Origin of the sequence: Rheinheimera sp. (assembly GCF_037442345.1) — a bacterium.
Taxonomy (GTDB): domain Bacteria; phylum Pseudomonadota; class Gammaproteobacteria; order Enterobacterales; family Alteromonadaceae; genus Pararheinheimera.
In genome coordinates this window covers 91457-108983 of the sequence record NZ_JBBIQL010000013.1, presented here as the reverse complement: position 1 = coordinate 108983, position 17527 = coordinate 91457, and the positions used below count along the sequence as shown (strand labels likewise).

28 protein-coding genes and 1 pseudogene are annotated in these 17527 nt (G+C 53.5%); 11 read left to right on the top strand and 18 right to left on the bottom strand.

The genetic code is table 11. The features are described from left to right. Positions 1–101 precede the first annotated feature (101 nt). From WKJ04_RS09810 to WKJ04_RS09780, 7 genes and pseudogenes are all read left to right on the top strand, one after another. Positions 102–506, top strand: a pseudogene (locus WKJ04_RS09810) (GAF domain-containing protein); the annotation flags it as partial. Further along, positions 504–2414: a PAS domain-containing protein gene (locus tag WKJ04_RS09805; protein WP_337880280.1), complete on the top strand. Its 1911-nt coding sequence runs from the start codon at positions 504–506 to the stop codon at positions 2412–2414. The pseudogene WKJ04_RS09810 and the gene WKJ04_RS09805, both read left to right, overlap by 3 nt. 137 nt (positions 2415–2551) lie before the next feature. Next, positions 2552–2698, top strand: coding sequence for a hypothetical protein (locus WKJ04_RS09800; RefSeq protein WP_337880258.1), 147 nt, complete (start codon positions 2552–2554; stop codon positions 2696–2698). Continuing rightward, positions 2695–3255, top strand: a complete 561-nt coding sequence (locus WKJ04_RS09795; protein ID WP_337880257.1) for an AraC family transcriptional regulator — start codon at positions 2695–2697, stop codon at positions 3253–3255. Before WKJ04_RS09800 ends, WKJ04_RS09795 begins: the two co-directional genes overlap by 4 nt. Positions 3256–3412: 157 nt before the next feature. Then, complete coding sequence (locus tag WKJ04_RS09790; RefSeq protein WP_337880256.1) at positions 3413–3868, top strand: hypothetical protein; 456 nt, start codon at positions 3413–3415, stop codon at positions 3866–3868. 13 nt (positions 3869–3881) lie between these two features. Further along, positions 3882–4385, top strand: a complete 504-nt coding sequence (locus WKJ04_RS09785) for a hypothetical protein (protein ID WP_337880255.1) — start codon at positions 3882–3884, stop codon at positions 4383–4385. A 5-nt stretch (positions 4386–4390) separates the two neighbouring features. Further along, positions 4391–4633 carry a hypothetical protein gene (locus WKJ04_RS09780; protein ID WP_337880254.1) on the top strand — a complete coding sequence of 81 codons (243 nt, stop codon included), beginning with the start codon at positions 4391–4393 and terminating at the stop codon, positions 4631–4633. 41 nt (positions 4634–4674) lie between these two features. On the opposite strand, the gene WKJ04_RS09775 is transcribed toward WKJ04_RS09780, so the two are convergent. The 15 genes from WKJ04_RS09775 to WKJ04_RS09705 all read right to left on the bottom strand — a co-directional run bounded on the left by WKJ04_RS09775 (position 4675) and on the right by WKJ04_RS09705 (position 10572). Next, complete coding sequence (locus tag WKJ04_RS09775; RefSeq protein WP_337880253.1) at positions 4675–5112, bottom strand: hypothetical protein; 438 nt, start codon at positions 5110–5112, stop codon at positions 4675–4677. 59 nt (positions 5113–5171) lie between these two features. Further along, the gene (locus WKJ04_RS09770; protein WP_337880252.1) at positions 5172–5426 is read right to left on the bottom strand and encodes a hypothetical protein; all 255 of its coding nucleotides are present in this window, start codon (positions 5424–5426) and stop codon (positions 5172–5174) included. A gap of 47 nt (positions 5427–5473) precedes the next feature. Then, on the bottom strand, positions 5474–5683 hold the full coding sequence (locus tag WKJ04_RS09765) for a hypothetical protein (protein WP_337880251.1): 210 nt from the start codon (positions 5681–5683) through the stop codon (positions 5474–5476). Positions 5684–5784: 101 nt separating this feature from the next. After that, positions 5785–6024, bottom strand: coding sequence for a RebB family R body protein (locus tag WKJ04_RS09760; RefSeq protein ID WP_337880250.1), 240 nt, complete (start codon positions 6022–6024; stop codon positions 5785–5787). A gap of 25 nt (positions 6025–6049) precedes the next feature. Further along, a complete protein-coding gene (locus WKJ04_RS09755; RefSeq protein WP_337841426.1) occupies positions 6050–6289 on the bottom strand; it encodes a RebB family R body protein in 240 nt (79 codons plus the stop codon). Between the two features lie 56 nt (positions 6290–6345). After that, positions 6346–6576, bottom strand: coding sequence for a RebB family R body protein (locus tag WKJ04_RS09750; RefSeq protein ID WP_337841425.1), 231 nt, complete (start codon positions 6574–6576; stop codon positions 6346–6348). Positions 6577–6608: 32 nt separating this feature from the next. Continuing rightward, positions 6609–6839 carry a RebB family R body protein gene (locus WKJ04_RS09745; RefSeq protein WP_337841424.1) on the bottom strand — a complete coding sequence of 77 codons (231 nt, stop codon included), beginning with the start codon at positions 6837–6839 and terminating at the stop codon, positions 6609–6611. Between the two features lie 157 nt (positions 6840–6996). Continuing rightward, on the bottom strand, positions 6997–7626 hold the full coding sequence (locus WKJ04_RS09740; RefSeq protein ID WP_337880249.1) for a hypothetical protein: 630 nt from the start codon (positions 7624–7626) through the stop codon (positions 6997–6999). A 26-nt stretch (positions 7627–7652) separates the two neighbouring features. Continuing rightward, the gene (locus WKJ04_RS09735) at positions 7653–7964 is read right to left on the bottom strand and encodes a hypothetical protein (RefSeq protein ID WP_337880248.1); all 312 of its coding nucleotides are present in this window, start codon (positions 7962–7964) and stop codon (positions 7653–7655) included. Between the two features lie 15 nt (positions 7965–7979). Then, on the bottom strand, positions 7980–8195 hold the full coding sequence (locus tag WKJ04_RS09730; RefSeq protein WP_337880247.1) for a RebB family R body protein: 216 nt from the start codon (positions 8193–8195) through the stop codon (positions 7980–7982). 180 nt (positions 8196–8375) lie between these two features. Beyond that, on the bottom strand, positions 8376–8666 hold the full coding sequence (locus WKJ04_RS09725; RefSeq protein ID WP_337880246.1) for a hypothetical protein: 291 nt from the start codon (positions 8664–8666) through the stop codon (positions 8376–8378). Continuing rightward, positions 8659–9027 (bottom strand): hypothetical protein, encoded by a 369-nt coding sequence (locus WKJ04_RS09720; RefSeq protein ID WP_337880245.1) that lies wholly within the window; start codon positions 9025–9027, stop codon positions 8659–8661. Before WKJ04_RS09720 ends, WKJ04_RS09725 begins: the two co-directional genes overlap by 8 nt. 9 nt (positions 9028–9036) lie before the next feature. Next, on the bottom strand, positions 9037–9381 hold the full coding sequence (locus WKJ04_RS09715; RefSeq protein WP_337880244.1) for a hypothetical protein: 345 nt from the start codon (positions 9379–9381) through the stop codon (positions 9037–9039). Then, complete coding sequence (locus WKJ04_RS09710) at positions 9356–9574, bottom strand: hypothetical protein (RefSeq protein ID WP_337880243.1); 219 nt, start codon at positions 9572–9574, stop codon at positions 9356–9358. The genes WKJ04_RS09715 and WKJ04_RS09710 overlap by 26 nt, the downstream gene beginning before the upstream one ends. Further along, positions 9571–10572, bottom strand: coding sequence for a sigma-54 dependent transcriptional regulator (locus tag WKJ04_RS09705; protein ID WP_337880242.1), 1002 nt, complete (start codon positions 10570–10572; stop codon positions 9571–9573). Before WKJ04_RS09705 ends, WKJ04_RS09710 begins: the two co-directional genes overlap by 4 nt. Positions 10573–10905: 333 nt before the next feature. Between WKJ04_RS09705 and WKJ04_RS09700 the strand changes: the two genes are divergently transcribed. Together WKJ04_RS09700 and WKJ04_RS09695 are read left to right on the top strand one after the other, a co-directional pair. Then, positions 10906–11778, top strand: coding sequence for a hypothetical protein (locus tag WKJ04_RS09700; protein ID WP_337880241.1), 873 nt, complete (start codon positions 10906–10908; stop codon positions 11776–11778). A 40-nt stretch (positions 11779–11818) separates the two neighbouring features. Further along, complete coding sequence (locus WKJ04_RS09695; protein ID WP_337880240.1) at positions 11819–12448, top strand: hypothetical protein; 630 nt, start codon at positions 11819–11821, stop codon at positions 12446–12448. On the opposite strand, the gene WKJ04_RS09690 is transcribed toward WKJ04_RS09695, so the two are convergent. The 3 genes from WKJ04_RS09690 to WKJ04_RS09680 all read right to left on the bottom strand — a co-directional run bounded on the left by WKJ04_RS09690 (position 12436) and on the right by WKJ04_RS09680 (position 15192). Beyond that, the gene (locus WKJ04_RS09690) at positions 12436–13344 is read right to left on the bottom strand and encodes a GNAT family N-acetyltransferase (RefSeq protein WP_337880239.1); all 909 of its coding nucleotides are present in this window, start codon (positions 13342–13344) and stop codon (positions 12436–12438) included. The two genes, WKJ04_RS09695 and WKJ04_RS09690, sit on opposite strands and share 13 nt — an antisense overlap. A 332-nt stretch (positions 13345–13676) precedes the next feature. Then, the gene (locus tag WKJ04_RS09685) at positions 13677–14711 is read right to left on the bottom strand and encodes an alpha/beta hydrolase (protein ID WP_337880238.1); all 1035 of its coding nucleotides are present in this window, start codon (positions 14709–14711) and stop codon (positions 13677–13679) included. Positions 14712–14775: 64 nt separating this feature from the next. Then, entirely contained in the window at positions 14776–15192 is a 417-nt protein-coding gene (locus tag WKJ04_RS09680) for an organic hydroperoxide resistance protein (RefSeq protein WP_337880237.1), read from the bottom strand. A 374-nt stretch (positions 15193–15566) separates the two neighbouring features. Between WKJ04_RS09680 and WKJ04_RS09675 the strand changes: the two genes are divergently transcribed. Continuing rightward, a complete protein-coding gene (locus WKJ04_RS09675; RefSeq protein ID WP_337880236.1) occupies positions 15567–16577 on the top strand; it encodes a zinc-binding alcohol dehydrogenase family protein in 1011 nt (336 codons plus the stop codon). A gap of 19 nt (positions 16578–16596) precedes the next feature. Beyond that, positions 16597–17514 carry a LysR family transcriptional regulator gene (locus tag WKJ04_RS09670; RefSeq protein ID WP_337880235.1) on the top strand — a complete coding sequence of 306 codons (918 nt, stop codon included), beginning with the start codon at positions 16597–16599 and terminating at the stop codon, positions 17512–17514. The last annotated feature ends 13 nt before the right edge of the window (positions 17515–17527 follow it).

The window sequence follows — 17527 nt, the reverse complement described above, 5'->3', positions numbered from 1 at the left end:
AAGGTCCGTCAGGATTCAGCGCATTACAGGACTCTATGCTTGCCCCATCTGTTCCGCCCAATGAAGCTGAACGTTTACATGCGCTCAGTTCTGCTGCCTTGCTGGACACTCTGGCTGAACCCAGGTTTGACCGGCTGACCCATCTGACCAAGCTCTGCCTTGGCACTGAGATTGTGTTGGTGTCTCTGGTGGATCAGCAGCGGCAGTGGTTTAAATCCAGACAAGGGCTGACTGCCTGCGAAACCCCCAGAGACATTTCATTTTGTGGCCATGCCATACTGGCCGGCACCATTCTGGAAGTGCCCGATGCAACAAAAGACTTCCGTTTTTTTGACAACCCCCTGGTGCTTGGGCCGCCTTTTATCCGCTTTTACGCCGGCGCGCCCTTAAGTTTTGAAGGGCAACGTATAGGGACCTTATGTCTGATTGACTCGCAGCCGCGCCAGCTCAGCCAAAACGAACGTGACATACTGCGTAATTTTGCTGATTCGGTTGAGCAGGAAATTCGCGACCGACTGCAGCAGTTTGCCCACCAGCAACTGGCACAAAGTGAACTGCTGAACCGCTCTGTGCTGGAAGGTACGCGCATTGGCACCTGGCAATGGAATGTGCAGAGCGGCGAAACGTCGTTGAATGAACGCTGGGCCGAGATTATCGGGTACCGGCTGGAAGAGCTGGCGCCTGTCAGTATGACTACCTGGCAGAGGTTGATGCATCCGCAGGACCTGGCGCTCAGTGAGCAACTGCTGCAGCAACATTTTTCCGGGGAAGCGGCGTTTTATGACTGCCGCTGCCGGATGCGGCACAAAGACGGGCATTGGGTCTGGGTGCATGACAGAGGGCGTCTGGTGTCCCGCACCGACGATGGCCAGCCACTGATGATGTATGGCACCCACGCCGATATCACAGAGCAAAAACAGGCAGAACGTGCGTTAGTTGAAAGCCATGACCGGCTGGCCAAAATGGCACAGCAGCTGCCCGGTGTGGTGTATCAGTTTCAGCAATGGCCGGACGGCCGGGCGGCGTTCCCTTATGCCAGTGAGTCGATTCGGGAGATCTATGGAGTGACGCCCGACCAGGTGCTGCAGGATGCCTCGTCAGTGTTTACGGTGATTGTGCCGGACGATATTCCCTCGCTTTTGGCCAGTATTGAACAGTCCCGCAGCCGGCTCAGCCTGTGGAACCATGAGTACCGGGTTATCAAAGCCGGTGGTCAAACCGCCTGGTTGTCCGGCCGGGCCATGCCGGAACAAATGCCGGATGGCAGTGTGCTCTGGCATGGCTATATCTACGATGTAACGGATAAAAAGCAGCATTATCTGGAGCTGGAACAAGCCAATGACGATTTGCACCTGGCGCAGCAGCGGCTGGAGTTGTCCAGTCGCCAGGCCAGAATAGGTTATTGGCGGGCCAGCCTGACCACTGGGGAGTTGTGGTGGTCGCCCATGATTTACGATATTTTTGGTTTTGACCCAGTCTTCACCTTGCCCAGCGTTGCTTTGTTCAAAAGCACCATTCATCCGGACGATTTGGCGGCAGTGGAAGCAAGTGAAGCCAGGGCGCTGCAGAGCGGGGAGCACAATGTGATCCACCGTATTATCCGCTCTGACGGCGAGATCCGCTGGGTGCATGAATTGGCGCAAATGCTGCCGGCCGACGAAAATCCGGAGCAAATTATGTTGGGCTCGGTGCAGGACGTCACCGAGTTTATGCGCTTGCAGCGGCTGAAAGATGAGTTTATTTCCACAGTCAGCCATGAATTGCGTACCCCCTTAACCTCGATTGGCGGCGCCATCAAGCTGTTGATTGGCACCCAGCAGCTTCAGCTCAGTGACACAGCACAGATGTTACTGGATGTGGCGCAAAGCAATATCAGCCGGTTGCAGCACCTGATTAACGACTTGCTGGATATTGAAAAACTCAGTGCCGGAAAGATGAAGCTGGAGTTAAAGGCGGTGCCTGTATTGCCTTTGTTGCAACAGGCCTTGCATGACCATGCCACCTTTGCCGAAAAATCCAGAGTGAAGCTGGTGCTGCATGCGCCGCCAGAGCTGGCAGAGGCACAGCTGATGCTGGACGAACACAGGTTCCAGCAAATTCTGGCGAATTTATTATCCAATGCACTGAAGTTTTCCCCGGATGGTGGCAAGGTGCTGTTGCAGGCCTGTTTCAGCCATGATCAGCTGGAAATCGCGGTGGTGGACTGTGGCCCTGGTATTCCGCCTGGTTTCCACAACAAAATTTTTCAGCGTTTTTCGCAGGCCGATGCCAGCAGCTCTAAACGTAAAGGTGGTACTGGTCTGGGGTTGGCTCTCTGCAAGGAGCTGACGGAAGTGATGGGGGGCACTATTGGCTTCACATCAGAACCAGAACTGGGGTCACGATTTTTTGTCCGTTTCCCGTTAACGGTCTGACAAACCGTGCTGCATCCGCGCAATTTATTCCCCAAATAAGAAAAACAGCTCCGTCTCCGGTATGCTCAGAGAGCCTTTCAGTCTGAGGTGACCAGGTTCTGGCTGCACAGTGTGGCTGGACTACTCAAGGAGTGCGGATGATAAATGATCACTTGCAGTTAGTGTTTCTGCTGAAAAACCAAAGCGCATTGCAGTCAATGTGGTCTTTGCTGAATCAGGATTATGCCTGTCTGATCCTTGAACAGTTGCAGGACCCCCTGGTTTGTGCGTCCAAAAAAAAATGACCGTGTATATGGTGGATGACGACCTGATGTTCAGCCGCGTCCAGCAACAGTTTTCGGTATCCCGGCAAGCCGTTGCTCTGATCCATCTGCGCAATAAAACCTTTACCCTTTGCGGTGTTTTATCCGAAGCACCGCTGCAGCAGTTTATGCAGTTATGTCAACGGATTTTATTGTGTGCTGAACAGGCTGTGCCTGCAGGCCCGCAGAAAAACCCGGTTTCGGCGTCGCTTAGCAAGCAGCAGGAACTGGTAGACAAAACCTGTCGTTATATCCGGCAACATCTGCACTTGCCTCTGACTCTGGATTCCATCAGTAAAGCGATGAATACCAACAGAAACAGCCTGGCCAAAGCCTTTAAGCAGGAACTGAATACCGGAGTCTCTGCCTGGCTTCGTCAGCAACGTATGGAAAAAGCCCGTCAGTTGTTGATGGAAACCAGCCTGAGCATTCAGGAGATTTCGCTACGCCTGGGGTATCCGTCGCAAGCGAATTTTTCGGCGTCTTTTAAAAGTGTGTTTCAGCAAAGCCCGCTGCGGGTCCGGCGTAAATCCGGATGATGGCGCTGGCCGCGGGCGACCGTCTGCAGCGCCAGTCTGGTCATTTTATGCCAGTTTCAATCCGGGCTGGCGCGTGAAACCTGCCCTGGCGTTATCTGGGTTTTGGCATATATCTGGCTTATGTATCGGTTAAAGGAAAATGGAGGAAACTAAACAGATGGAACCATTGATTGTGATCAGCGTGCTTAAACAGCTTTCGGCTCCTGAGGCTGAAAAAACAATACTGCTGGACTGGCTGGAATCGGCTTGCCTGTTGCGGGCCCAAATGAAAGGGGCGGTGGTTTCAGAGCCGCTGCTTTCGCAGCTGAAGCAGCAGTTGAATCCGGTACTTCTCAGGCTGGCCGGGTGGGAGGCTGTTCCTCAGAACCGTGGGTTGTGCCAGCAGCTGGAACTGCAAATCAGCTTTTTTTACAAAGAGATTGTCTCGGTCACAGGCCAAAGCCCGGCGCAGTTGTTACTGAACTGGAAGCATGCTGCTTCTGAGGCTGGCAGCGAACCCGGGCCTCAACGTGCTGCGGCATGTCCGATGCAGGCGGATAACGCCTTCACTGGCACAGATGCTGAACCTTCGTCGGTTCAGCAGCCCGCATCAGGCTACAGCCGTTATGAATAAGCAGGAGAAACAGATGAGTGAGCCGGTGACAGAAGACAGTTATTTAGCGCTGACGGCCTGTTTACAACGGGTGGTGATATTTGCTCAGTCCAATACCGCGATGAACCCCAGGCCTGAAGATGCTGTGTTAGCGCATTGGGCCAGTCAAATGCAGCAGCTCTTTGTGTTCCAGCAAAGATGCCTGCTGTTGCCCGCACAGGAAAGCCGGCAGGAGCTTGAAACTGTGTCAGCCTTGTATACCGGCAGTCAGGATGGTTTGCTCAGGTTGTTTTATGCCAGCCCGTCACCGGCCGATGCCTTGCACTGGTTTGATTATCAGCAAGAATACAAAGCCAGATTACAGCAGCTCCAGTCGTTGCAGCAGTTATGGCAATGGCACCAGACGTTTTATAACGATCTGCTGAACCGCTTTCCGCATTTGCCACTGCCTTTTCCAGCGGAAGCCATCTCCGGACCAGAAGGGGTGGACCCGTCTCCGGCTTCAGGCGCCACGCCTCAGCCTGATTTGCATTGGTAATACCTGTGACAACACAGGTGCCTGCTGTTTTTGACCGCTTTGGCTGGTACTGGCAGCCAGCCGGCTGGCTGGCGTCGATGTCTGCGGCTGATGTCACAGCCGCCACCAAAAAAGCTATTGACCTGGGCGCCGTCAGCCAGGAATTGTTGACGGCGGCAGCGTTGAATCAGGCACAGGCCAAAGGCACCCGGCTGGCTATGCAACTGATGCTGGACTCGCTGAAGACTGACCGCACAGCCGATGAATAGAGGGGCCGTCTGGCTCAGGAGCCGCAGTTTTGCTGGAAATATTACCCCTTATCGTCCTGCCTGGGGGATAAGAAATACTGAAACACCTGATCAGGCAGCGTGTAACGCCCGCTGGCTTTGGTCTCTGCGGGGGCGTCAGCTGCGGTTCTGTCTCTGAATTTAGCGTCTGAGGCTGTTTTACTGGTCGCCTCTGGCACAGGTGTCAGCCGTTCAGCCAGTGTTGTGGTGCCGGGTTTGGTTCCCAGGCTGGCGCTCTGCACCAGTTCGCTGTACTGAGCACCGAGCAAAGGGTTTTGCAGCCATTTGGCATAGGCAACCCCCATGGCCACCATAGTGACGGTATTCTGGTTTCTGAATGCGTCCACTTCATTCTGCGCTGCCAGCGACAAAGATTGCGCAATGGCAGCACCGGCGGCTTCTTCCGCTGTCCAGCCTAATCTGGAAGCGCCTGATTTTTCTTTACTCTTGTCCTCACTCATGGTGACGTCCTCTTCCATCGATCGTTGTGCTGGGGCAGTGCATCAGCACATGCCCGGCATCAGGCCGGTTGATTGATCCGCATTTTGACGACAGCTAAAAATTCCAGCAGGTCATTCAGTCCCGCCGCGTCCAGTGTGCAGATAAACGGCCCCTGTTTTGCCTGGTCAGGCTGGAACAGCTGAACGGACAAGGTCAGTTTTTGTTGCTGCAGGTTGTAACATAGACTCCATTCCCCTGGGCTGCTTTTATCCAAGGGATCAAAAGGGGCTTTGATGCAGTTGGAGATACCGCTGGATTGAGATGACAAAGGCATGTTCAGACTCCTGTGATAGTGGCATAAGGTTGCAGGTTCAGCGGCATTCAGGAACTCAGAATTCTGTTACAGACCTGCACCATGGCTGAGTTGGCCAAAGTCTGCGACGCGTACTGGTTGGCGGTGTTATTCAGCATGGTCAGTGTGGTGGCATTAACCAGACCACCTAAGGACAGAGTTTGCAGAGTTTCGTTGCTCTGGCTCTGTAATTCATCATTAATGGCGACAGAGCTGGTGATGTAATCGGTCTCGGACATATTCAGTACTCCATTGGTCTGGTTTGGGCTCAGACAGGCACAGAGCAACCAGGTTGCTCTGCCTGAAATCTAAGTGGCTGGTTGCCAGCCACCCCGTCAACTTACTGATTCTGGGAAAACAGCTTGGTCACACCCAGAGTTGTTGCCGCCTGGTAGGCCACATTGGCTTGTTGCTGCGCATACACAGCATTGGCAGCGGCCATGGCCACAGAGTTACCAATGGTCTGGTACAGGCTGCCCATCGCCATGGCCGGCGCTTCGGCCAGCACTTTGGTGTTGGCAATGGTGACGGCGTCCACAATGGCGCCATTGACTGCGGTTGGTTGAGAAGCGTTGCTCATCATGATCTCCTTATGGGGTTAGTTTTTACTGGTTATCTGAAAACAATTTGGTCACGCCAAGGGTGCTGGCGGCCTGATAACCGACATTGGCCTGCTGTTGCGCATACACAGCATTGGCAGCGGCCATGGCCACTGAGTTGCCAATGGTCTGGTACAGGCTGCCCATCGCCATGGCCGGTGCTTCGGCCAGTACCTTGGTATTGACTGTGGCGATGGAATCAACAACGGCACCATTGACCACTGTGGGTTGGGTTGAGTTGGACATAAAATTCTCTCCTGAGTTGATGTTGTGTTACTTCCTACTGCTGTGACCTGAAGCCGTTAGCCGTTCTGGCTGAACAGCTTGGTGACCCCCAAAGTTCCGGCAGACTGGGCCGTGACCCACCCCTGTTGCTGGGCGTAGACCGCATTGGCGGCCGCCATGGCGACAGAGTTACCTATCGTCTGATACAGGCTGCCCATGGCCATGGCCGGGGCTACTGCACCGACTGAGCTGTTGGTGCCTGCGACGGCGTCAATAATGGCGCCGTTCACCTGACTGGGTTGTGACATCGCTGGATCTCCTGTTTAAAGGGCTGAGGCTGTTACGCGTTTTGCGAGAACAATTTGGTGACACCCAGGGTCGTTGACGCCTGATACACCACATTGGCTTGCTGCTGCGCATAAACGGCGTTGGCGGCTGCCATCGCCACCGAATTACCAATAGTCTGGTACAGGCTGCCCATCGCCATGGCCGGAGCTTCGGCCAGTACTTTTGTATTGGTAATAGTGACAGAGTCGACGACTGCGCCATTGACAAGTTGTGCACTCGACATAATCAATCTCCATGATTTAGGTACTGTTTGTACCAGGGTTCGAATCCTCAATGTTGGATTCATCTGAGGTACTGCATTGGTTGTGCCAGTCGCCAAAATTGCATGAATTGTTTTTAACGTATTGTTTTTATTTGATATTAATTTTTGTGTTGCCTGTTCAGTCAAAGCGGCTGTGGTCTGGATCAGCCATTGGGCCTTTGCTGACGGCCTGATCCGCCCTCTGTGTGGGGCTCACTGGCCGGTAAAACCGCGCGGGCAAGGGCAACCCCTGAATTTGTGGCCCTGAAGGGCAGGGCCTGAAGCCGTAAGCGGTAAAAATTGCGGCCAGATTCGGGTTGGTCAGGGTGCAGACAATGGCGCTGTTGTGTTGGCTCAGGCTCAGGGCCGTCACTGCGTTGAGTGTGTCGCCGATCAGGCTGTTGATGTAGCGGAATGCCGCCGATGGCCACAAGGGGCTGAACAGACCAAAATCTTCCGGCAGCATAGTCAGGGAGTGCAGGTAAGTGACCTGTTCAAAACTGCTCAGCACCAGTTCTGAGCAGAGACTGGCGTTGGGTAAGACTAATTGCTGCCAGTACAGTGGCAGCCTGGCTGGCAACTGTTGTGGGGCTGGTCCGGCTCTGGGCAAAAAGGGGTTCAGATAATCACTGAGCAAATCCTGGTATTGGCGGGGCCGTTGCTGCTGCAATTTAGGCAGCTGATCCTGCAGCACACTGCCAAGCACCACTTTGAAGTCCTGTTCCAGCCGTTTTTGCGGCAACAGGCTGGCTGAACTTAAAAAACTCATGTCCGGAGGTCCGGCGCCGACGGCCTTCAGCCGTCCGCTGATGGCTCAAACATCTGCCGGACAGTGTGCGGTTCAGCCGGGGCTGCAGCACTCGGGGGCTGGTGATTGGCTGTTGTTTCGGTTGGTGGGCTGGTAAACAGCTGCTCCTGACTGGCGTACAGCTGTTGCAGATCCAGCTGCAGCGTTTCAGGTGGAGGGGCGGTGGCACCAATGACAGCCGGAAATGCCAACTGAACCGGCTGAAAAGGCGCCATATCAAACAGGGCCATAGCCTGCTGAAGCAGCTCCTGCGTTTCCGGCGTTGGCCCGGCAGAGCTGAGATCGGGTTTGGCTGTCATCAGGGTCTCCTCCACTCAGGGACGGTACAATTGCAGTACAGCCACCACCGACGTAGCTTGCTGACTGATGCAGGCCTGTTGCTGGGCAAACACCTGGTTCATGCTGGCCAAACCCAGGTTATAGGCCAGATGCTGGTACTGGCTACCCATGGCCATCGCCGGGGCAACACCCAGGGTCATGGCATTCACCAACGCCAGGCTCTGGACTACTGCGGAATTCAGTTCGGTCATACAAGCTCCTGTGAAACTCTGTGTTTCAGTGTGTCAATGCGAAAAACCTGCCAACCTGAGCGGTAATCGAAAACGACGCCGTGATGCGGCTTTACCTGGTGCTGAACCCGGCTGGCTCCCAGGTACTGAGGCCAGAACCGGCCATTCCAGAGAAGACCTGCGGCTGGCAACGGCCAGGGGTTAATCCGGTTTCAGATCCTGTAACACCTGGGCGCCAACAGAACCGACCTGGGCTAAGTTTTCAACGGCAAAGGTAATGGTTTTGGTCGCCGTCTCAATAATTTCTTTGTACGCCATGTTTTCCGGCTGGGCCAGCCAGCTGGCAGAAGCCACACCTATCACTGTGGTTTCAATGGTATTGAGGTTACGCATCAGGTCGACTGCACTTTGCACGGCCAGCGCCACCGATTGATTCACGGACGGTTGGATCAACTGCTGGGCTGAGTTGGTACTGGGCTCGGCATTACTCATCACTGGTGTCCCTTTGGTTCATCTCCTGAGCCACCTGGCGGATAAATTTATCCATGTAACTCAGGCTCTGCGCGGGCTGGTTAAAGCCGCTGGCAGGGACGGATTCTGCAGACAGGGCCGCAACATAGGCCTGATCTGCCGCCAGGATCTGAATGGGTTGCATCCCGTTGGCGGCAGTGCCTTGCTGCAGGCTGTCTACCAGCTGTTGCAGCTGGACAAAGCGACCTTGTGACTGTGCCAGTTCAGTGGCGATAGCACCCTGCAGCGCTTTGCTGGTGTTGATAAAGCGCTGAAACTGCTGCAGTTCTGAGCTGGCGAACGCATGGCTTTGTGCCACTATGGCTGAAATAGAGACTGTCATGCTGCGGGCTCAGCGCGGCTGGCCGAAACGGGCCAGTTGTTGCTGCAACAGCTGACGCATCAGCTCAAACTGCTGCTGCATCTGCTTAAGGTACTCGGCGTGCCCTCCAGAACTGTTGCTGTGCAGGCTCTGAAAGAAGATAGCCTGCGCCTGTTGTGCCCACTCTGGTGCGACAGCTGCAGCTATATTGGGATCAATGGCAAAAGGCTGGCCGGATGGATCAGGCACCGCGTCGTGCTGCTCTTGCAGCGGGCTATTGCCCGCGGATGAGCCGGTATCCTGATACACAGCGACACATTCGTAACGGTCTGGCGCTGTTCTGGTGGTTTCAAACAGCAGGTTTGTTTTGTTCATGCGTTGTCTCCACTGGTTGTTGTTGCAACTGACGCATCATTTGCTGCAGCTTGGCCTGCTGCTCCTGCATCAGATGCTGTAGCAGCAGGCTGGAATCGGCTTTTAGCTGGTTGAGTTGCCGGGCGCTGTGCTCGGCCAGGCGACGTGCCTCGGTCTGCTGTGTGACGGCCGGAATTGGCTGGGTTGTGTTCATAATCTGGCGTCCTGGATCAGAGCAGGCCTGGTCTGAATTTGTGCCAGACGACGTTCAACGACCTTGCGGTGCACCCCCAGCAAGCGGGCCGCTTCAGTTTTGTTCCCATTGGTTTTTTCCACCGCCTGCTCTATCAAGGCGTCGTGAATGGTTCTGAGTTTATTGCTGATCGGCATTTCAATGATTTCCTGCGCAACCCGGGCAGCCCAATCGACCTGTTCATCACAAATGGCCAGTTGCTGAATGGTCTGGGCTGTGACTTCCGGCCCGTCTGCCAGCACTGAGAGTTTGTCGACGCAGTTTTTCAGTTGGCGGATATTGCCGGGCCAGGCAGAGCACTGCAGCAGTTTCAGTGCGCAGCGGCTGAAACGGATAGTGTTGCCTAAACGGGCGAAATGCTGCGCAAGCAACGGAATATCATCCCGGCGTTGTTGCAACGCCGGGACTGTGATTTCAAACAGATTGATGCGGTACCACAGGTCTTCCCTAAAGGCCCGCCCTGCGACCAGCGCCGCCAGGTTGGCGTGTGACGCACTGACAATACGGCCGGTAAATGCCTGAGTTTCGCTGCTGCCAATCCGGCTGAATTGGCGGCTTTCCAGCACACGTAACAATTTCGCCTGATGGACCAAAGGCAGCTCTGCAATTTCATCCAGAAACAGGGTGCCCTGACTGGCCTGATAAAAGAAGCCCTGCTGTTTTTTATCGGCACCGGTAAAGGCGCCTTTTTCATGGCCAAAAAATAAGGATTCAAACAGAGTTTCCGGAATAGCGCCGCAGTTGACACTGACAAGAGGGCCAGGCCGGCCACTGAGCTGGTGGATGGCTTTGGCGAGCAAATCTTTACCTGTGCCGGTTTCGCCATGTAAAAACACAGCGCCATCGCTGCGGGCAATTTTTGCCACATGAGCAGCCAAGGTTTTCATCGTGGCGTTTTGGCTAATCACTCCAGGTAACACTTCAGAAAACAGTGGTAAAAATGAACTGACAGCACTCATATCTGGCCTCCCTGTGAAATGAATAAAAAACCTATACCAATAAGTGAAACATTTCTTATGAATTTGTCACTATTTTTTATGTTTTTGTAACACTGCGCTTTTATTTTTTATTTGTGGATGAAAGTGTCCTGTTTGTTTTTTTATTTGGATTGAATCGTCCGTCTGTTGGTTGTGAATGTTGCTGTTATGGTTATTTTTTTCGGAATTTGAACTATTATTTCTTTTTTATTTAATGGTTTGTGGGTTTTTTGTCGGGGGTTTTTATGTTTGGTGCGAATTTTGAAATTAATAATTTGTGTATCAAAGATTGTTTTATGCAAAAGGAGATTCGAAATGGCAGAAAACAAATATATGACAAGCCCAAATAGTGATATGCAACTTCTGTTTGAGCATGTATTTGGGGTCAACTTCACCAGAGCGGCGATCAGTGGGGAAACGCCGACAAAAGAGAAATGGGTGCAACCGTTGTTTAACAGCCGCAACGAAGCGCTGATTTTTCAGGATCTGCTGATCAGCAGGCTGATGATTGAACCGACTTCTGCAGACAAGCTGGAGACTCAGCTGATGAGCAGCGCTATGAACTACGACATTGCTCAGGCGGTGTTGTTGAAATTAAGGGAGGAGGTGAATGCCTTTCTGACTGATCCGCAAACGGTGGTCAGGGGGCAGGGCGCTGTTCTTGAGTTGTGTGGCTTGGGCTCTGCCGGGGTGCCTTTGTTGTACAACAGCTACAACCAGGCCATGACGGCCATGGATCTGGTGGAGTATCTGAACGGCCTGACTATTGAATCAAGAGCTGGTCTGAAAATTTATGTCAGCAGCAATGGCAGTGCGGCGGCAACTAACTATTGCTTCAGCAGCCTGCAGGATCTGCGTGACCAGTTCGCAACCAGCCTCAAAGGCAACAGCAGTTTTCTGACCAGCCTGATCGGCACCCAAGGCAGTCTGGCTGCGGAGCTGTATCAGGCGTTGAATAACAAGGGGTCTGAGTCTTTGCTGGATTATTCACAAACCGAAGTCTATGGCTATTTGTTCCCTTTCCTGCCAATCGGTGAGGAGGCTTATGGTGTGGATGCGGAGACCAAAACGCTGAGCAAATGGATGACGCCCAGTATGGCGGCTATTACGCCTGTTTATACCAAAGACAAGGAGTATTACCAGCGGGTATTGGTGCGGCGTAGCCTGGTGAAAGCCAGGATGCAATAAGCCCAGGCCGCAAGGCTGCGGCACACAGCAGAGGGGGAGCATGATGAGTGAAATATCGACGTTGAAAGATCGGTTGAAGACGGTTTCAAGTATTGGCCTGGTTAGCAACGCCATTCTGGAAACCCGTATGTCGTTTCTGGAAGGCCTCGGCAGATTTATGTATCCGCCAGTCAGGTTGGATCCGAAGGATATTTTTAAAGTAGGCGGGCACGCTTATTTGTACAACAAGGTGGCGTTCACCAGTTTTGTCTCTGCCTTTGCTGGCATAGGCTATACAGCTTTGGATATCCATAAATATGGCCTGAATATCAACAACGGCCTGCTGTTCAGCGGGCATAGTCTTTATGCGTTGCAGAGTATTACCTTGTACCGGGCTATGGCCTATTCCGGTCATAACTTCCATGCTCTGGGTTTACAGGCCTTGCGTTATGGTGGTTGGGCCGATGGTTTGAAGGCGCTGTATTACGGGAAGCAGGGAGATTATAAAAACAGCCTGATGTACGGCCTGTTCAGCGCGGGTAATTTTGGCATGATGGCGCTGATGAATTCGCATGCCAGTGGCTGGCAGAAGGCGCTTCGCCCCCAGCTGAAAATGGGACCGCCTTGGGCGATGCTGGCCGCTGGTGTCGTGGTTTGGTTCATGCCAGATGACTGGTTTCACAGGAGATAATCCTTGCTGTCGTGGGGAGGACGCTGAGTCTGGGATTTGTGTGGTCGGCTCAGTGGCTCCAGCTCAATACCTGAGTGAAGAAGCGACAGCAATTCCTGCAGTTGGTGGTGCAGCCAGAATTGATGTTGTGCTGGCCCCAGATAATAAAACTGTTCGTGTTCAGAAGGAGTGCGGGCGGTAAAAGGCAAATGGGTAAATCCTGACCGCAAAATTGCTTTTTGCGAGGGCAAATTGAAGTTAAATACTTTGGCAAAACAACAGTGCATGCCCAGACGGCGTCCCAGTCGCAATAAAATCTGTACAGCCAGTGGCCCCAGCCCCAGCCCCTGAAAATCTTTTCCCAGCCAGTAATAAAAAAAGCCGACACCGTGAAACAGCTGCAGGCTGACAGAGCCGATAAATCCCCATTCCTGATGCATCACGGCAAATAAATGGCGAGCCCGTTCCTGTCGGCATTGATACAACCAGCCCAGCCAGTGTTCGGCCGACACAAACTGCGGCAGATTGCAGAGACTGGCAATGGACGGATCCGCATATTGCCAGCCAAAGTCGGCGACATGATGGTAGTGCAGTGGAGTCAGGCTGATACAACCTTGGTGTAGTTCGGCTTCTGTACAAGGTAATTGTTGGCGTAATGTCGCCAGTTCCTGTTGCAATGCTCTTGCGCTGTCAGCTTGTGCCGGTGACCGACTGGCCGCCTGCAGGTGTGAACAGGCCTGTTCGAATTGACCTTGCAGCACTGCGGGCTGAATGTGCAGCAATAAATCTGTTTTTTCCTGGAGCTGTTGTATTTGTTGCAGTAAAGGCCAGTCGCAAAGATGACATGCCAGACCCGTCAGCACGCTGAGGTCACTGCATTCTCCTTTTCGCTGTGCCTGTGTCAGCAGGCGGCGCATCTGAAGCATCAGAGGCAGGCGCTGTGCAGGCTGAATAGTTTGAAGTGGCAAGCTGGTCAGCTGTGTGAGCTGCTGTTGGATGCTCACCGATGGTCTGGCTGATGATGGCAAAGAGGAAAGCTGCATAATGGATCCCGTAAAGAGCAACTGATGTCTGTGCACAGAGTTAGCAACGGTTGTGCCAGTCAGAGGCCGCGCTGCAGCGGTCAAAGCCTGATGCTGTTGGCCGGGATCAGCCAGCGCAGCCATAAAAACGGACGAAACAGGCGGTGACATGCCCAAAAGCTCAGACCGCGGGGGGCGGTCTGATGTTTGGTGCTATGAGGTGACTGTTATTTGGCTAAGTGCTGTTTCAGCGCGCTACCGGCCTGGTCCAGCTGGGCCTGTACGCCTGGTACATCAGACAGCACATTCAGCAGACCAAAGTCGTGGATCATACCGTTGTAGCGTACTGAGGTCACGGTCACACCGGCCTGGTCCAGTTTCACTGCATAGGCTTCGCCTTCGTCACGCAGCACGTCAAACTCGGCGGTCTGCACCAGTGTTGGTGGTAAGCCTTTTAACTGCTCTGTGCTGGCACGCAGTGGTGAGGCATAAATTTCATTCCGCTCGGCAGGGTTGGTGGTGTAGTTGTCCCAGAACCACTGCATCATGTTCCGGCTTAAGAAATACCCTTGCTGGAACTGGTTATACGAGCTGTTTTCAAAGTTGGCGTCCGTCACAGGCCACATCAGTAACTGGAATGCCAGTTTCGGTGTGCCTGCCGCTTTGGCTTTCAGGGCGACCACTGCGGCCATATTGCCACCGACACTGTTACCCGCCACAGCCAAACGGCTGCCGTCGACCTGGATTTCTTTACCATGCTGCGCCACCCATTGTGTGGCGGCATAGGCCTGGTTCACAGCGGTAGGGTATTTGGCTTCAGGTGATGGGGTGTAATCGACATACACAGCCGCGGCACCAGAGCGTTGCACTAAGTCACGGATCAAGCGTTCATGGGTGGGGAAATCGCCCAGCACCCAGCCACCGCCGTGGAAGAACATAAAGCCAGGTAATACCCCTTTGGCACCTGCAGGGCGGACCACCACCAGTTTAATCTTCTGGCCGTCGGCTGTGATCCATTTTTCACTGACTTGTGCGGCTGGCAGTGTGGCGCCGGCCTGAGCCCCTGTTAAGACAGCGCGGGCGTCGGTGGGGCTTAATTGCTCCAGTGGTTTGCCGGTGCCCTGAGCCAGGACATTTAAGAAGGCTTCGGTCTTGGTTTCAACACCAGGAAATTCAGCGGCAACCAACTTATCTGCCGATAAAGCACTGACCAGACCTAAAGCGACAATGCTGTAACCAAGGGTTTTTTGTAAGCTTTTCATATCTTCAACTCCGTCAATAAAATTTAACTATTTGTGCGATAAGTATTTGCCGGTCAAACGCTGGTTACACCAGCGTCAGACGAACGTCTAAAGAGTTGCGGGTGGCGTTTGAGTACGGACACACCTGGTGCGCTTTTTGGACTAAATCGGCCGCGACAGCTGCATCTGTGCCTGGCAGGCTGATAAACAACTCCACATCCAGACCAAAACCACCCGGGATTTGACCTATACCTACTTCGGCACGGATGTTGGCGTCAGCGGCGATGGCAATTTTGCTTTGGCCCGCGACGTACTTGATGGCGCTTAAGAAACAGGCTGAATAACCTGCAGCAAACAGTTGCTCTGGGTTAGTGGCTTCACCACCTGCACCGCCCAGTTCACGTGGGGTGCTCAGTTTCACATCCAGCTTGTTGTCGCTGGATACAGCGCGACCATCACGGCCTGCAGTACTGGTCACTATGGCTTTATAAATTACTTGCATTTTAACTCTCCTGATTTCAGTTGTTGAACTTAAAGTTGTTGCGATAACTATTTGGTTTAAACTACCGCCTTTCTGCGTTTCCACTCTGGTGTGGCGTTGTTGCTGTCTGGCTTGAGTTAAATATTATTGCGCAAACTATTTGTTTGCAAGTTAATTTTTGGATTTTTTCTGACATTTTATTTATGTGATTGATAATTAAAAGAATATACTTTGAATAACTTGTTTTTTGTTGAGCTGTCAGACGTGAGGTCAGGCGATACTCTGGGTTTTTCTGCTATTTTCAAAATTAATTTGAAAATGTTTTAAAAATTACTGGTTTTTCTTTGTTAATTACAGCCTTTAAGCTGGCAGGGTCAATGAAAGGAGCCAGGAAGATGAAAGCTATAGGGTATAAATCCGCGCATGCGGTCAGTGCATTGGCACTGGAAGATATTGAACTGCCAGTACCGCACGCCTCAGGTCACGACTTGTTGGTGCAAGTGAAAGCCATTTCGGTGAATCCGGTGGATACCAAAATCCGCAAAGGGGTGAGCGCAGCGGCCGGTGAATACAAGGTGTTAGGCTGGGACGCTGTTGGTATTGTCAAAGCTGTGGGCGACAAGGTCAGTTTGTTCCAGGTTGGCGACCGCGTCTGGTATGCCGGTGATATCAGCCGCAGCGGCAGCAATGCCGAGTTTCAGCTGGTGGACGAACGTATTGTCGGTTTGGCGCCACAAAGCCTGAGCGACGCGGAAGCCGCTGCGTTGCCGCTGACCGCTATTACGGCCTGGGAAATGTTGTTTGACCGGCTGCAGGTGAAACCGGGCAAAGACTACAGTGGTCAGTCGCTGCTGGTGGTGGGCGCAGCGGGTGGGGTCGGTTCTATTCTGGTGCAGCTGGCCCGCCAGTTAACCGCATGCACAGTGATAGGCAGTGCCTCCCGTGCTGAAACGCAAAACTGGCTGAAGCAGCTGGGTGCGCATCAGGTGATTGATCACAGCAAACCGCTGAGCCAGGAGCTGCAGCGCATTGGTGTGGGCCAGGTCAGTCATCTGATCAGCCTGACCCATACCAGTGAGCATTTCGCCGAAATTATTGAAAGCCTGCAACCACAGGGGAAATTCGGCCTGATAGACGACCCGGACCAACTGGATGCCACCCAACTCAAACGCAAGAGTTTGTCCTTGCATTGGGAGCTGATGTTTACCCGCTCGTTGTACCAGACCCCTGACATGCTGGCGCAGCACCAACTGCTCAATGAAGTGGCCCGACTGATTGATGCCGGGTTAATTCGTACCACCCTGGGCACTCATCTTGGCACTATCAACGCCGCCAATCTGAGTGAGGCACACCGATTGATTGAGTCGCAGCGCACCAAAGGTAAAATTGTGCTGGAAGGCTTCTGATGGCTAAAGAGGTGGCCTGATGCGGCTGTTACAGGACTTACAGATCTTTCTGTCGACGGCCCGGTTGGGCAACCTGACCCTGGTGGCGAAACAACTGAACCTGACGCCGGCGGCCACCAGTGCGGCCCTGAAACGGCTGGAGCAGCAGCTGGGCGCTGAGCTGTTTGTCCGCTCCACCCGCTCTTTACGGCTGACGCAGGCTGGCGAGCTGTTTTTAAGTCATTGCCAGAGCGGTGTTGAGCAGATTGAGCTGGGTATGCAACTGGTGCGGCAGGGTCGGGAGCAGTTGTCTGGCGAGTTGCGTTTAGCGATGCCGTCGGATTTGGGCCGTAACCTGATGCTGGGCTGGCTGGATCAGTTTAATCAGCTGCACCCCAACCTGAGTTTGCGGTTGTCGGTGACCGACCGGATGACCGACCTGTACAAAGAGCCATTGGATGCGGCCATTCGCTATGGTCAGCCGGCCGATTCCACTATGGTGGCTCTGCCTTTGTCTGGCGCTAACCACAGAGTACTGTGTGCGGCGCCGTCTTATCTTGAACGTTATGGTGCACCGGCAGAACCTGCCGATCTCAGTCACCACCATTGCCTGCGGTTTGCGCTGAAAGACAGTACCCACAGCCACTGGACTTTCTACCGGCAACAACACACCGAAACTGTGGTGATCCAGGGTGGCTCTGTGGCTGACGACGGCGACGTGGTGCGGCGCTGGCTGGTCAGTGGCCGGGGTATTGGGTTTAAATCGCTGCTGGATGTCAGTGAAGACTTGCTGGCTGGCCGCTTGGTGCCCCTGTGCACCCACTGGCAAGGCGAAGCGGCACCTTTGCATTTACTGGTGCCAGGCCGCTCGCAGCTGACCCCAGTGCTTCAGGCGCTGCAGCAGTTTCTGGCAGAGCAGCTTCAACAGCAACTGCAGCGGGTTTTGCTGCTATTCTGACTGAAAATGTCAC

Coding starts and splice junctions, on each gene's coding strand:
- WKJ04_RS09800 (WP_337880258.1), top strand. CDS start 2,552: ATGATAAATGATCACTTGCAGTTAGTGTTTCTGCTGAAAAACCAAAGC.
- WKJ04_RS09795 (WP_337880257.1), top strand. CDS start 2,695: ATGACCGTGTATATGGTGGATGACGACCTGATGTTCAGCCGCGTCCAG.
- WKJ04_RS09790 (WP_337880256.1), top strand. CDS start 3,413: ATGGAACCATTGATTGTGATCAGCGTGCTTAAACAGCTTTCGGCTCCT.
- WKJ04_RS09785 (WP_337880255.1), top strand. CDS start 3,882: ATGAGTGAGCCGGTGACAGAAGACAGTTATTTAGCGCTGACGGCCTGT.
- WKJ04_RS09775 (WP_337880253.1), bottom strand. CDS start 5,112: ATGAGTGAGGACAAGAGTAAAGAAAAATCAGGCGCTTCCAGATTAGGC.
- WKJ04_RS09770 (WP_337880252.1), bottom strand. CDS start 5,426: ATGCCTTTGTCATCTCAATCCAGCGGTATCTCCAACTGCATCAAAGCC.
- WKJ04_RS09765 (WP_337880251.1), bottom strand. CDS start 5,683: ATGTCCGAGACCGATTACATCACCAGCTCTGTCGCCATTAATGATGAA.
- WKJ04_RS09760 (WP_337880250.1), bottom strand. CDS start 6,024: ATGAGCAACGCTTCTCAACCAACCGCAGTCAATGGCGCCATTGTGGAC.
- WKJ04_RS09755 (WP_337841426.1), bottom strand. CDS start 6,289: ATGTCCAACTCAACCCAACCCACAGTGGTCAATGGTGCCGTTGTTGAT.
- WKJ04_RS09750 (WP_337841425.1), bottom strand. CDS start 6,576: ATGTCACAACCCAGTCAGGTGAACGGCGCCATTATTGACGCCGTCGCA.
- WKJ04_RS09745 (WP_337841424.1), bottom strand. CDS start 6,839: ATGTCGAGTGCACAACTTGTCAATGGCGCAGTCGTCGACTCTGTCACT.
- WKJ04_RS09740 (WP_337880249.1), bottom strand. CDS start 7,626: ATGAGTTTTTTAAGTTCAGCCAGCCTGTTGCCGCAAAAACGGCTGGAA.
- WKJ04_RS09735 (WP_337880248.1), bottom strand. CDS start 7,964: ATGACAGCCAAACCCGATCTCAGCTCTGCCGGGCCAACGCCGGAAACG.
- WKJ04_RS09730 (WP_337880247.1), bottom strand. CDS start 8,195: ATGACCGAACTGAATTCCGCAGTAGTCCAGAGCCTGGCGTTGGTGAAT.
- WKJ04_RS09725 (WP_337880246.1), bottom strand. CDS start 8,666: ATGAGTAATGCCGAGCCCAGTACCAACTCAGCCCAGCAGTTGATCCAA.
- WKJ04_RS09720 (WP_337880245.1), bottom strand. CDS start 9,027: ATGACAGTCTCTATTTCAGCCATAGTGGCACAAAGCCATGCGTTCGCC.
- WKJ04_RS09715 (WP_337880244.1), bottom strand. CDS start 9,381: ATGAACAAAACAAACCTGCTGTTTGAAACCACCAGAACAGCGCCAGAC.
- WKJ04_RS09710 (WP_337880243.1), bottom strand. CDS start 9,574: ATGAACACAACCCAGCCAATTCCGGCCGTCACACAGCAGACCGAGGCA.
- WKJ04_RS09705 (WP_337880242.1), bottom strand. CDS start 10,572: ATGAGTGCTGTCAGTTCATTTTTACCACTGTTTTCTGAAGTGTTACCT.
- WKJ04_RS09700 (WP_337880241.1), top strand. CDS start 10,906: ATGGCAGAAAACAAATATATGACAAGCCCAAATAGTGATATGCAACTT.
- WKJ04_RS09695 (WP_337880240.1), top strand. CDS start 11,819: ATGATGAGTGAAATATCGACGTTGAAAGATCGGTTGAAGACGGTTTCA.
- WKJ04_RS09690 (WP_337880239.1), bottom strand. CDS start 13,344: ATGCGCCGCCTGCTGACACAGGCACAGCGAAAAGGAGAATGCAGTGAC.
- WKJ04_RS09685 (WP_337880238.1), bottom strand. CDS start 14,711: ATGAAAAGCTTACAAAAAACCCTTGGTTACAGCATTGTCGCTTTAGGT.
- WKJ04_RS09680 (WP_337880237.1), bottom strand. CDS start 15,192: ATGCAAGTAATTTATAAAGCCATAGTGACCAGTACTGCAGGCCGTGAT.
- WKJ04_RS09675 (WP_337880236.1), top strand. CDS start 15,567: ATGAAAGCTATAGGGTATAAATCCGCGCATGCGGTCAGTGCATTGGCA.
- WKJ04_RS09670 (WP_337880235.1), top strand. CDS start 16,597: ATGCGGCTGTTACAGGACTTACAGATCTTTCTGTCGACGGCCCGGTTG.